The 12,109-nt window shown below is 73.9% G+C and carries 12 protein-coding genes; 4 read left to right on the plus strand and 8 right to left on the minus strand.

The window, feature by feature from the left end; all coding sequences use genetic code 11:
- Entirely contained in the window at positions 1–1,158 is a 1,158-nt protein-coding gene (locus AC07DC_RS23250) for an exonuclease SbcCD subunit D (protein ID WP_478916341.1), read from the minus strand.
- Between the two features lie 253 nt (positions 1,159–1,411).
- On the opposite strand from AC07DC_RS23250, the gene AC07DC_RS23255 reads away from it, so the two are divergent.
- The gene (locus tag AC07DC_RS23255; RefSeq protein WP_478916342.1) at positions 1,412–2,260 is read left to right on the plus strand and encodes a GNAT family N-acetyltransferase; all 849 of its coding nucleotides are present in this window, start codon (positions 1,412–1,414) and stop codon (positions 2,258–2,260) included.
- Positions 2,261–2,302: 42 nt separating this feature from the next.
- On the opposite strand, the gene AC07DC_RS23260 is transcribed toward AC07DC_RS23255, so the two are convergent.
- On the minus strand, positions 2,303–2,929 hold the full coding sequence (locus AC07DC_RS23260; protein WP_478916343.1) for a YigZ family protein: 627 nt from the start codon (positions 2,927–2,929) through the stop codon (positions 2,303–2,305).
- Between the two features lie 89 nt (positions 2,930–3,018).
- On the opposite strand from AC07DC_RS23260, the gene AC07DC_RS23265 reads away from it, so the two are divergent.
- Together AC07DC_RS23265 and AC07DC_RS23270 are read left to right on the plus strand one after the other, a co-directional pair.
- The gene (locus tag AC07DC_RS23265; RefSeq protein ID WP_478916344.1) at positions 3,019–3,426 is read left to right on the plus strand and encodes a CoA-binding protein; all 408 of its coding nucleotides are present in this window, start codon (positions 3,019–3,021) and stop codon (positions 3,424–3,426) included.
- A 36-nt stretch (positions 3,427–3,462) separates the two neighbouring features.
- Complete coding sequence (locus tag AC07DC_RS23270; protein ID WP_478916345.1) at positions 3,463–3,744, plus strand: hypothetical protein; 282 nt, start codon at positions 3,463–3,465, stop codon at positions 3,742–3,744.
- A gap of 7 nt (positions 3,745–3,751) precedes the next feature.
- On the opposite strand, the gene AC07DC_RS23275 is transcribed toward AC07DC_RS23270, so the two are convergent.
- Positions 3,752–4,282 carry a YbaK/EbsC family protein gene (locus AC07DC_RS23275; RefSeq protein ID WP_478916346.1) on the minus strand — a complete coding sequence of 177 codons (531 nt, stop codon included), beginning with the start codon at positions 4,280–4,282 and terminating at the stop codon, positions 3,752–3,754.
- Between the two features lie 20 nt (positions 4,283–4,302).
- Complete coding sequence (locus tag AC07DC_RS23280; protein ID WP_478916347.1) at positions 4,303–4,875, minus strand: XRE family transcriptional regulator; 573 nt, start codon at positions 4,873–4,875, stop codon at positions 4,303–4,305.
- A 96-nt stretch (positions 4,876–4,971) separates the two neighbouring features.
- On the opposite strand from AC07DC_RS23280, the gene AC07DC_RS23285 reads away from it, so the two are divergent.
- Positions 4,972–5,835 (plus strand): EamA family transporter, encoded by an 864-nt coding sequence (locus AC07DC_RS23285; protein ID WP_478916348.1) that lies wholly within the window; start codon positions 4,972–4,974, stop codon positions 5,833–5,835.
- Positions 5,836–5,860: 25 nt separating this feature from the next.
- On the opposite strand, the gene AC07DC_RS23290 is transcribed toward AC07DC_RS23285, so the two are convergent.
- From AC07DC_RS23290 to AC07DC_RS23305, 4 genes are all read right to left on the minus strand, one after another.
- The gene (locus AC07DC_RS23290; protein ID WP_478916349.1) at positions 5,861–6,646 is read right to left on the minus strand and encodes an acyltransferase; all 786 of its coding nucleotides are present in this window, start codon (positions 6,644–6,646) and stop codon (positions 5,861–5,863) included.
- Between the two features lie 115 nt (positions 6,647–6,761).
- Positions 6,762–9,668: a condensation domain-containing protein gene (locus AC07DC_RS23295; protein WP_478916350.1), complete on the minus strand. Its 2,907-nt coding sequence runs from the start codon at positions 9,666–9,668 to the stop codon at positions 6,762–6,764.
- Entirely contained in the window at positions 9,658–11,439 is a 1,782-nt protein-coding gene (locus AC07DC_RS23300) for an amino acid adenylation domain-containing protein (RefSeq protein WP_478916351.1), read from the minus strand. The genes AC07DC_RS23295 and AC07DC_RS23300 overlap by 11 nt, the downstream gene beginning before the upstream one ends.
- A gap of 49 nt (positions 11,440–11,488) precedes the next feature.
- Positions 11,489–11,965, minus strand: coding sequence for a phosphopantetheine-binding protein (locus AC07DC_RS23305; protein ID WP_478916352.1), 477 nt, complete (start codon positions 11,963–11,965; stop codon positions 11,489–11,491).
- Between the last annotated feature and the right edge of the window lie 144 nt (positions 11,966–12,109).

Consider the following 12,109-nt stretch of genomic DNA (forward strand, 5'->3'; position numbering starts at 1 on the left):
TTACGTTTCCGTCCTTGCGTGGTGCGCGCGTACCGCGTCCAGGGCCTCGCGCAGCACCGTCCGCTCCCGTCCGTCGGGACCGGAGCCGCGGACGTGGGCCACGAAGTCCTCGGCGATCTGCTGGTCGGTGCGGCCGCGCAGCCGCTGGGCGTAGGAGACCGCCGGGCCGGCGCCGGAGTTCTCGGGGTCGAAGGCGAGGCTGAGCACGTGCGGGAAGCGCTTGACCAGGGCCGCCATCGGTTCCGGCGGGCGCAGCGCGTCGGTGAGGGTGGCCTCGACCCAGGCCTCCTCGTGGCGCTCCAGCGCCGGGTCGGCGATCAGGTCGTCGAGATGGCCGCGGATCCGGGCGATCGGGCGCGGCACCGGGCAGTCGACGCGCTCCGCGGTCACGGCGCCGTCCGGGCCGAGGTCGACCAGCCAGATGGTCTTGCGGTGCGACTCCTCGGAGAAGGAGTACGCCAGCGGCGAGCCGGAGTACCTGACCCGTTCGGTGATCGTCTGGCAGCCGTGCAGATGGCCGAGCGCCACATAGTCCACGCCCGCGAAGATCTCGGCGGGCACGGCCTCCACGCCGCCCGCCGTGATGTCGCGCTCGCTGTCGCTCGGCGCGCCCCCGGTGACGAAGGCGTGGGCCAGCACCACGGAGCGGGTGCCGGCCGGGCGGGTGGCGAGATCGGCGCGCACCCGGTCCATGGCCGCACCCAGCACGGCGGTGTGATCGGCCCGTTCGGCGCCGAACTCCTCGCGGACCAGCGCCGGTTCGAGATAGGGCAGCCCGTACAGCACCGTGTCGCCGGCCGCGCCGGGCAGGACGACGGGGATCGCGCAGCCGGCCGGGTCGGTGCGCAGGTGGATGCCGGCGCGGCCCATGAGCCCGGCGCCGACGCCCAGCCGCCGGGCCGAGTCATGGTTCCCGGAGATCATCACCGTCGGGACGCCGAGGTCGGCGAGGCGGTGCAGGGCGTCGTCGAAGAGCTCGACGGCGGCCAGTGGCGGCACCGCCCGGTCGTAGATGTCACCCGCCACGAGCACCACGTCGACGCCCTCGCCGCGGACCGTGCTGACGAGATGGTCGAGGAAGGTCGCCTGGGCGGAGAGCAGGCTCTCACGGTGGAACGAGCGTCCCAGATGCCAGTCGGAGGTGTGCAGAAGTCTCACGATGCTGCTCCGACCTGCACGTTTATCGCTCCTCCACCCCAGAACCAGCACCGAAGCAGCTTGGGGCCCAGCTGTCGGCACCGACCACGCTAGCGCCCGGACGCACCGCGTCCACCACGGACCTCAGTTTGTCATCACTGCCGGGGCCGAAGGGCAGGGGCTCTTGCCGTGGTCCCGGCCGGTGGGAAACGATCACGCCTGGGGTAGGACCAGTACCGAACGCACCCCGCCGCCGACGCCCTTGGAGTGAGAAGTGCCGACATTCGAGATCACGGCCGCGAGCGCCGCCGACATCGGGCGGATGGCGGACTGGGCCGCCGCGGAAGGCTGGAACCCGGGCCGGACCGACGGCTCCGCCTTCTTCGCGGCCGATCCGCACGGCTTCCTCATCGGCCGCCTCGACGGTGATCCCGTCGCCTGCATCTCGGTCGTCCGGTACGGCGCCGACTTCGGGTTCCTCGGCTTCTACATCACCCAGCCGTCGCTGCGCGGCCAGGGCTACGGCATCCAGCTCTGGCGCGCCGGGATGGCACGGCTCGACGGGCGCAACGTCGGGCTCGACGGGGTCGTGGCCCAGCAGGACAACTACCGGAAGTCCGGCTTCCGCCCTGCCTGGAACAACATCCGCTACGAAGGCACACCGTCCGCGGACGCCGCGGCGCCGGCGGGCGTCACCCTGGTCGACGCCCGCGCCCTGCCCTTCGACCAACTCGCCGGCTACGACCGCCGATTCTTCCCGGCGGCCCGCGACAGCTTCCTGGCCACCTGGATCGCGGCGCCGGAACGCACCGCCCTGGCCGCGGTGCGCGACGGAGAGCTGCAGGGCTTCGCCGTGCTGCGCACCTGCCGCGAGGCCTCGCGCATCGGACCGGTCCACGCGGACTCGCCCGAGGTGGCCGCCGCCCTGGTGAGCGCGCTGGCGGCGACCGTGCCGGGCGAGCCGGTGGCGATCGACGTGCCCGACATCAACAAGGCGGCGGTGCACCTCGCGGAACAGTTCGGCCTGGCACCGTCCTTCGAGACCGCCCGGATGTACACCGGCCCGACCCCGGAGACCGACCAGGCCGGGATGTACGGCGTCACCAGCCTCGAACTGGGCTGACACGAGGGAGCTGAAGCGGGGAGCCGGCGCGGGGAACGGTCGTCAGACGTCCACGAATTCAGTGCCGCCGATCTCGACCGTCGCGGCCCCGGAGGTACTGTCGGCGACCCAGGAGCGGAACGCCGCCACCTCGGACTCGGGCAGCGCGATGTCGATCGTCACGTCGGCGCCGTACCGCACACCGCGCACCGTCCGCCCGGCCGAGCGCAGGTCGTTCTCCAGCTTGCCCGCCCGCTGGTGGTCGGCCGTGACCGTCAGCAGCGCCAGGCGCTGCCGTTCGGCGGTGCCCAGTTCGTCGAGCGCGGCGGAGACGGCGCCGCCGTAGGCGCGCACCAGCCCGCCCGCGCCGAGCTGGATCCCGCCGTAGTAGCGGGTGACGACGGCGACGACATCGCGTACCTCACGGCGCAGCAGCACCTGCAGCATCGGGGTGCCCGCGGTGCCGCCGGGCTCGCCGTCGTCGCTGGCTTTGTGGATGCGGCCCTCGGCGCCGATGACGTAGGCGAAGCAGTTGTGGGTCGCGTTCGGATGCTCCTTGCGGATCTTCTGGATGAACGCCTGCGCGGTCTGCTCGGCCGCCGCGGGCGCCAGCGAGCACAGAAAGCGCGAGCGTTTGATCTCGCTCTCGTGCACGCCCTCGCGCCCCACCGTCAGATACCGGTCAACCATCCCGCCACCCTATGCCGCCGGCCGGGAATGGGCCGGGCCGGGCGCTGGTTGACCAGGCACTACGAGCGGGACACCCACTGGAGGACGACGTGTACGGCGATGCTGCGACGGTACGGAAGATCCTGACCGGGTCGGGTGACACCTGGGCGGTGGTCGGTCTGTCGAACAACCAGGCACGGGCCGCCTACGGGGTCGCACGGGTGCTCCAGCGCTTCGGCAAGCGGATCGTTCCCGTCCATCCCAAGGCCGAGACCGTGCACGGCGAACAGGGGTACTCCTCCCTCGCCGACATTCCCTTCCCGGTGGACGTGGTGGACGTCTTCGTCAATTCCGAGCTGGCCGGGGCGGTCGCCGACGAGGCGGTCGCGGTCGGGGCGAAGGGCGTGTGGTTCCAGCTCGGGGTGATCGACGAGGCCGCGTACGAGCGGACGCGGGCGGCGGGCGCCGAGATGGTCATGGACCGCTGCCCCGCGATCGAGATTCCCCACCTCGGCTGAGGGGCGGGACCGGAGCGCGGCGCCTACGGTGGCGGGGTGAGCAAGGACCGCAAGCCTCCCCCGCCACCGTTCGGCCTCGATGAGAAGACCTACGCCGACCTGTGGTTCTACGCACTGCCGGTGCTCGGCTTCGTGCTGGCTTTCGGCGTCTTCGCGGTTCTGCTCGGGGTGCTGCCCGACCACTGGTGGGGAGCGCTGCTGGCTGTCGTGGCCGGGGTGGTCGTCGGCGTGATCGTGGTGCGGGCGGGCCGGCGGCTGCATCGGACCCTGCACTCGACGGACGACGACCCTTCCGGCGGACCGCCGGCCCGGCGCTGACCCGACCCTAGATGCCGAGCCCTTCCAGGACGACCGCGCCCGGCAGCCCGGCGAGCACCTTGCCCGGCACGATCAGCTTCCCGCGCCGTCCGCCGCTGCCGATCACCAGGTACGGGGCGTCGACGACAGCCGCGTCGATGAGCAGCGGCCAGTCGCCGGGCAGGCCGACGGGGGTGATGCCGCCGTACTCCATGCCGGTCTCGCTGGTCGCGGTGTCCATGGCGGCGAACGAGGCCTTGCGGGCGCCGAGATGGCGCCGGACCGCGCCGTTGACGTCGACGCGGGTGGTGGAGAGCACCAGGCACGCGGCGAGCGTGACGTCCTGGCCGCGCTTGCCCGCGACGACCACGCAGTTCGCCGAGGCCTCCAGGAGGTCCGCGCCGTAGGTCTCGACGAAGACGGCGGTGTCGGCCTTCGCGGGGTCGGTGTCGACGTAGAGCATCTCGGCGGTCACCGCGGCGGCCACCGGCGCCGGGAGCAGGGCGAGCTGTTCGGTGGCGGGGTGGGCTTCGTCGAAGTTGCCGATGGGTGCGCGCATACCTGGAAACGTAACAGGCGCTACCGGGGCGGCGGGACGGCGATCGCGAGCGTCATCTCCGCCGGGACCGGACCCGAGTTGTGGTAGCCGTGCGGCACATGCGCGTCGAAGCTCGCGGTGGTCCCGGACGGTACGCGGTACTCCTGACCTTCGACGACGAGCGTCAGCTCGCCCGCGTCCACCCGGATCAGTTCGGCGCTGCCGGGCGGGTGGGCGTCGGAGTCGTGGCCCTCGCCGGGCATGAGCCGCCAGGACCACAGCTCCAGCGGGCCGGGGGCCTCGGTACCGGCCTGCAGCGTGCCGTAGCTGCCGGCCGGGGTGCTCCACAGCGGGACGGCCCGGTCGGCGGAGACCAGCCGGACGTGCGGGCTGTCGGCGTAGTCCAGGAGGTTGGCGATGCTGATGCCGACGGCGTCGGCGATGCGCACCACGGTGCCGATGCTGGGGTTGGTCCTGGCCTGCTCGATCTGGATGATCATGCCTCGGCTGACGCCCGCGCGGGCGGCGAGCGCGTCGAGGCTGTATCCGCGCTCCAGCCGCAGTCGTTTGACGTTGCGGGCGAGCGACTGGGCGACGATTTCGAGGTCCGGCACGCTTCCGTCCAATATTATGAATGACAGAGTTTACTTTGCTGCACTACGGTGTGCTGTACCAACACGTTCATCACACTGTACTGCGGGGGAAGTCCCATGACAGCGGTTCTCGCGCTCGCCACCAGTCTGCTCTGGGGGCTCGCCGACTTCGGGGGCGGGCTGCTCACGCGCCGGCTGCCGGCGCTGGTCGTGGTCGTCGCCTCGCAGATCGCCGCCGCGATCGTCCTCGGCGTCATCGTCGTGGCGACCGGGGCGTGGAGCGAGATCGGCCCGCAGCTCTGGTACGCCGTCGCCGCCGGCGTCGTCGGGCCGGTCGCGATGATCTGCTTCTACAAGGCGCTCGCCCAGGGCCCGATGGGCGTGGTCTCACCGCTGGCGACCGTCGGCGTCGTGATACCGCTCGGCGTCGGGCTGACGCTCGGCGAACGTCCGGGGCTGTTGCAGTACGGCGGGATCGCGGTCGCCGTCGTGGGCATCGTCCTGGCCGGCGGTCCGCAGCTGCGCGGAGCCCCGGTACAGCGGCAGACGGTGCTGCTCACCCTCGTCGCCGCCTTCGGCTTCGGTTCGGTGTTCGCCCTCATCTCCGAGGCGTCCTCGACGATCACCGGACTCTTCCTCGCGCTCTTCGTCCAGCGGGTGTGCAACTCGCTGGTCGGCGGCGCCGCGCTGGCCGTGGCCGTCCGCCGTGACCCGGCCGCCGCCCCGGAGGGCGGTATGGCCGTGGTGTGGTCCGCCATGCCCGCGCTCACCCTGGTCGGGCTCGCGGACGTCGCGGCGAACGGCACCTACTCGCTGGCCGCCCAGCACGGACCGGTCACCGTCGCCGCCGTACTGGCCTCGCTGTACCCGGTCGTGACGGCGCTCGCCGCCCGGGGCTTCCTCAAGGAACGGCTGCTCGCGATCCAGGCCGCGGGCGCGGGGCTGGCGATGGCCGGCACGATCCTGCTCGCGGCGGGATAACGACCCCCGACAGGCCCCACATGTCTTACACGGCGGGATCCGGCGCCCGGTCCGCGAGCCCGTCGACCGTCCCCGGCGCGTCCTCCACGCCGGCGAGCGCCATCAGCTGCTCGGGGGTGATGCCCTCGGGTATCGGCACCGGCGGCGGGGTCCGCAGCGGCGGCTGCCACCCGGCCTCCGGATCCCAGCGGCGGACGATCCTGGCCGGAGCTCCCGCGACCACCGCATGATCCGGCACTTCACCCCGCACCACCGCGCCGGCCGCGACCACCACATTGCGGCCCAATCTCGCCCCGGGCAGGATCACCGACCCCGTGCCCAGCCAGCTGCCGGACCCGATCTCGACGGGCGCCGAACGCGGCCACTGCTTGCCGACCGGCTCGTGCGGATCGTCGTAGGAGTGGTTGTCGCTGGTCACGTACACATAGGGCCCGGCGAAGATGTTGTCGCCGAAGACCACCGGCGCCGAAGCCACCACATGGCTGCCCCGGCCGAGCACCACGCCGTTGCCGAGCCGCAGCACCGGATCGGGGCCGAGATCCAGGTCCGGCATCATGCCCGCGGTGAGGGTCACCTGCTCCCCCACCACGCAGTGCTCCCCGATCTCGATCCACTGCTCGCCGAACACCGTGCCCAGCGGGAACGCCAGGCGCGAGCCCGTGCCGAAACTGCGGAAGCGGTACGGCCCCGGGCGCTGCGCGGTCACCGCGCCCGCGTTCTGCACCCACCGCCATCCGCGGTGGACCAGGCGCGAGGCGGTGCGGCGGCGCCAGGCCGCCCAGGAGGAGAACACGTTCTCGTTCTTCGGCACGAGATCACCGTATACGGTGCCGGCCGCCGGCGAAGTCCTGGACGTGAAGGCGGATGTAAAGGGGGGATCCGGCCGTGACGGGGAGCCGCGCGGACTGCCGCGGCTCCCCCGGGGGTCAGCGCTCGGCGGGGCCGGTCATCGCGGCGAGCACGGTGCGCCAGTCCTCGCCGGGCTGTTCGTCCAGCGCGGTGGCCAGCCGGCCCGACCCGTAGTGCCAGCGGTGGTCGAGATCCGGGTGCACCCGGTCGACGAGCCGGATCTCGCTGCCGCTGCCGAGGAGCCGCTTCAGCTCGGCGGCCAGCTCCGGCCAGGCGACATGTCCGCTCACCGCGTTGGCCACGCCGTGGACCGGAGTGTCCAGGCAGTCGGTCACCGCGCGCGCCAGGGCGGCCGCGTGCACCCATGGGGCGCCGTACCAGTCGTGGCCGGCGGTGCCGGGGCGCGGCAGGTCGATCGGCTCCCCGGCGAGGGCCGCCTGGTAGAGCAGCCCGGTCGCGCCCCAGCGCAGCTGGTCGCGCAACCGGTCGTGCGGACCCCAGACGATGGGCGAGCGGACGACGCTCGCCCAGCCCCGCCCGTTGGTGCCCGCCGCCCGCATCAGCAGCTGCTCGCAGTCGAGCTTCGCCTGTCCGTACGCGCTCAGCGGCCGCTCGGGCGCCGATTCCTCGGCCACCCGCGGTCCCGCGGGGCGACCGTAGGCGTCGACGCTGCTGACGAAGGTGAACGGGCCGCGCCTCCAGGCCCCGACCATCGCCGCCATCGCGGCCACGTCCACCGCGGGACGGGTGAAGGTGCAGGCGGCATGGATCACCGCGTCCGCCCTCCCGACGGCGGCGCGCAGCCCGTCCAGGTCGGCCAGGTCGCCCTCGACGACCTCCACGCCCTCCCCCGCGACCAGGTGCGCCGACTCGGGTCGGGCCAGCGCCAGCACCGGCCTTCCCCGAGCGGCCAGTTCGCGCAGCACGAAGGCGCCGACGCCACCGGTGCCGCCGGTCACCAGGACGGTGCCCTCACGTACCCGCCGGGTGCCGGACGCCGATGTGCTGGACACCGATGTGCCGGTCGCGGCGGCCAGCCGTTCCCGTTCCGTCTCCCGCACGTCCAGCAGCTCCGCGATCGCCCGCGGAGTGCGGTGCTCCATCACGTCCAGGCCGGTCAGCGGCAGCTTGAGTCCGGTTCGCAGCCGCTCGGCGAGCTGTATGGCGATCAGTGAGTGACCGCCGAGTACGAAGAAGTCGTCGTCCGGCCCAGGAGTCCGGCCCAGCAGTGCCGTGAACGCCGCCGTCACCGCTTCGGCGCGCACCCCGCCCGGTGCGGGGGCGGCCGGGGCGCCGGGCAGCCGGGCCGTGTCCAGGGTGCCGTCGGCGGTGCGGGGCATCGCGTCCAGCAGCGTCACCGCGGCCGGGACGAGCTCACGGCCGAGCCCCGCCCGCAGGTGCGAGCGCAGCTCGGCGGGTGAGGGACCGCCGGTCCCGCGCAGCACGGCGTAGGCCAGCAGCGGTCCGCCGGCCGGGTCCGGTACGGCGGCGTCGGCCACCTGCGGGTGCGCGCGCAGCCGGGCTTCGGCCGGATGGCTGCCGTCGGCGGTCCGCGGACTGTCGGCGGCGGCCGGGAGAACCGGCGGCCCGCCCGGCAGCCGGGACAGTCTGAGCGCCGGGTCGGCGGCGACCGCCGCCAGCAGGCCGGCGAAGCCGTCCGCCAACCGCTCCCCCGCCTCGTCGTCGAGGGCGGCCCGGCCGTACTGGACCAGGCCGGCGGGACGGTCGGTGTCGGACAGGCCGAACGACAGATCGAACTTGGCCTCGCCGAGGGCCACGTCGACCGGATCCGCGACCAGCCCCGGCAGTTGGAGCGCGGTGGGCTCGCCCAGCACATCGGCGGTGACCCGGACCAGCGGTGTGCCGTCGGCGTCCCGGGCAGCGGCGCCGAGCCGCTCCAGGATCAGGTCGAACGGCACGTCGCGGTGGTGCTGTGCCGCCAGCAGCGCGTCCCGCACCCGGTCCACCAGCGTCCCGAACTCCGGGTCGCCGGACAGATCGACCCGGATGGGCAGGGTGTTGACGCACAGCCCGACCAGCCCGCGCATCGCCGCACCCTCGCGATGGGTGCCGGCGCAGCCGATCACCAGGTCGTCCTCACCGGTGAACCGGTGCAGCGCGGCGAAGGCGGCGGTGAGAGCCACGGTGAACAGCGTGGCCCGGTGCTGCCGGCCCAGCTCGCGCAGGGCGGGCAGCACCCCCTCGTCCAGCGGAGTGCTGCGCACGGCGGCGGGCCGTACGGTCAGATCGGCGGCGGCTCGCGCGGGCCTGGGCAGGCGGAGCGGAATGGCGCCGGTCAGCCGGCTCGTCCAGTGCGCGAGCCCCTCGTCGAGCCGGTCGGCCGCCGCGTGCTCGCGGACCGCGAAGTCCGCGTACTGCGGCGGCTGTGCCTGCTCGCAGGGGCTGCCGCAGGTGGCCGCCGCGTACAGCTCCGCCAGTTCCGCGGCGACGGTCTCCAACGACCCGCCGTCGATGCTGATGTGATGGAACGTCAACAGCACGGTGTGGTCGAGCGGTCCGTGCCGCAGCGCCAGGGCGCGCGGAAGGGGACCGGCGGCGAGGTCGAACGGGCGCCGCGCCTCCTCGGTGAGGGCGGGTCCTCCGTCACCGTCGACGTCCACCACCGGCACGACGATCGCGTCCGGTGCGGGAAGCGTCTGCTGGTACGGCTCGTCGCCGTGCTGCCCGTAGCGCGTGCGCAGGATTTCGTGGCGCCGCACCAGCGTGGTCAGCGCGGTGCCCAGCGCGTCCAGGTCGAGCGGCCCGCGCAGCCGGGTCGCGAACGGCACGCTGTACAGGGAGCCGCCCTGGCCGAGCCGGTCCATCAGCCACATGCGGCGCTGGGCGTGGGACAGCGGCGTGGGTCCCTGAACGCGGACGGCGGCGGGCGCCGGAGCGGCCGGACCGGTGCCCTTGCGGGCGCGGGCCCGGCGCAGCAGCTCCTCCTGCAAGGCGGCGGAGCTGGAGTGGGTGTCAGTGGCCATCGGTGTCCTCCGGCGCGTCGGGGTGGAGATCGCTGTGGTTGGCCAGCAGTGCGCGTTCGACGAGCGCGGCGTGGCCGGCCACGGTGGGAGCGGCGAAGAAGTCGGGCAGGGACAGCGTCACTCCCAGCTCCTCGCGCAGGTCGTCCGTGACGATCAGCGCGAGGAGGGAGTGGCCGCCGTAGGCGATGAAGTCGGCGTCCGCGCGGGCCACTTCGCAGCCCAGGGCGCGACTCCACACGTCGGCCACGGCCTGCTGGAGCGGCGTCAGCGGCTCCGTACGGTCCTCGGTGGCGGTGACGCCGCGAAGGTCGGCGAGCGCGCGGCGGTCGACCTTGCCGGACACCGTCAGCGGGAGCCGTTCCACGAGGGTCAGCTCGTCCGGGACGAGGTGCGCGGGCAGCTGCTCGGCGAGCCGGGTCCGCAGGGTCTCGGCGCGGGGAACCGGGCCCGGCGCCGCCACCACGAAGGCGGCCAGCCGGGCGTCGTCAGCGGCGGGCCGCCGTACGGTGACGGCGGCGTCGTCCACCTCGGGCTGCTCGCGCAGCAGGTGCTCGATCTCGCCCGGCTCGATCCGGAAGCCGCGCAATTTGACCTGGTCGTCGGCGCGGCCGTGGAACTCCAGCACGCCGTCCCGGCGGTACGAGACCAGATCGCCGGTGCGGTAGAGCCGGCCCAGCGTCGCGTGGTCCACGAACCGCTCCGCGGTCAGCTCCGGTCGTCCCGTGTATCCGTTCGCGAGCCGGCTGCCGCCGATCCACAGCTCACCGCGCTCGCCGTCCGCGACCGGCTGGCCCGCGTCGTCCAGGACGTGCGCCGAGGCGCCCGCGCACGGGCGGCCGATCGGCACCGGACCGTCGCAGTCCGCGTCGGTGACCCGGTGAGTGGTGGCGAAGGTCGTCGTCTCGGTCGGCCCGTAGCCGTTGACCAGCTCCAGCCAGGGGAACGCGCGCAGCACCGCGCGGGCATGCTGGGCGGCCATCGCCTCGCCGCCCACGACGACGGTGCGGAGCACCGAGAACAGCCGTGAGCGGCGGGCGGCGAGCTGGTGGAACAGCGCGGTGGTGAAGAACGCGACGGTCACGCCGTACCGCTCGACGTGCTGCGCGAGGTCCTCGAACGAGGGCCGCCCGGTGGTGCACACCACGACGGAGGCACCGTTGGCGAGGGCGGCCCACACCTCGAAGGTCGAGGCGTCGAACGTCGTCGGCGAGTGGAACAGCACCCGGTCCCGCTCGGTGACGGTGACATACCGCGGGGTGGTGACCAGTTCGGCGATGCCGCCGTGGGTGACGGTCACGCCCTTGGGCCGGCCCGTGGAGCCCGAGGTGAACAGGACGAGCGCCGTCGCGTCCGGGCCGGTGTCGGCGGCGGGGATCTCCTCGCCTTCCGGCATCGGGTCGTCGGGCAGAGCCAGCGTCACTCCGGTGCCGGCCGCGGACGCGAGCAGCTTGCTGTCGCCGACGGTCAGCGTCGTCCCGGAGTCGGCGAGCATCGCCTCGATGCGGGGGCGCGGGTGCGCCGGGTCGAGCGGCACGCAGGCCGCGCCCACCCACCACAGGGCGAGTTGGGCGACCACGGTGCGGGCCGAGCGCGGCATCAGCAGCCCCACCCGGTCGCCGGGGCGGACCCCGTGGCCGTGCAGGTGCGCGGCCAGGCAGCGGGCGGAGGTGACGAGCTGGCGGTACGTCAGTGTGGTGTCGCCGTCGACCACCGCCAGGGCGTGCGGGGTCCGTTCGGCGTGCCGGGCCACCAGGGCGGGCAGGGCGGTCACGGGGTGCTCCTTCCGGTCGGCGGGACTGCGCGGGGCGAGGGTCGCCATCTCAGACCACCGCCGGTGACGGGGCCGCACGGCGCTTGTCGAGCACCGCGGCCACCGCCCGGAGGTCCGGCTGGCGCAGCACCTCGGGTGCGCGCAGCCGGGTGCCCGTCTCCCGCTCGATGGCGGCCAGCAGCCGGGCCGCGGTGATCGACGTGCCGCCCACCGCGGTGAAGTGGTCCTCCAGCACGGTCTCCGGGCGGTCCAGCAGATCGCGGGCCACCCGCAGGACGAGCCGTTCGCTTGCGGTCGCGGTGTCGTCCGCGACGGCGGTGTCGGAGGTCGCGGGGCTCGCGGTGGTCGCGGCGGCTTCACCGGCGAGCAGCGCGGCGCGGTCCACCTTGCCGTTGGCGTCCAGCGGGAAGGCCTCGACGATCCGTACGGTCGAGGGCACCGCCTGTTCGGGCAGCCAGACCCGGACCGCGGACAGCAGCGCGTCCGCGGTCGGCGCGGCGCCGGCCGTCGGCAGGACGAACGCCACCAGCCGGGTACGGCCGTCGGCGGTGGGGGGGGGGGGGCCCCCCCCCCCCCCCCCCCCCCCGGCCCGCCCCCCCCGCCCCCCCCCCCCGGCGGGGTGCTATCCCCCCCCCCCGAACATAAACAGGGTGTGGAGCCCGCCCGCGAA

This window comes from Streptomyces sp. NPDC045021 (assembly GCF_056432645.1).

Excerpts from the sequence above, each read along its gene's own strand:
- AC07DC_RS23275 (WP_478916346.1), bottom strand. The coding sequence starts at position 4,282 with ATGCGCGCACCCATCGGCAACTTCGACGAAGCCCACCCCGCCACCGAA.
- AC07DC_RS23295 (WP_478916350.1), bottom strand. The coding sequence starts at position 9,668 with ATGGCCACTGACACCCACTCCAGCTCCGCCGCCTTGCAGGAGGAGCTG.
- AC07DC_RS23260 (WP_478916343.1), bottom strand. The coding sequence starts at position 2,929 with ATGGTTGACCGGTATCTGACGGTGGGGCGCGAGGGCGTGCACGAGAGC.
- AC07DC_RS23285 (WP_478916348.1), top strand. The coding sequence starts at position 4,972 with ATGACAGCGGTTCTCGCGCTCGCCACCAGTCTGCTCTGGGGGCTCGCC.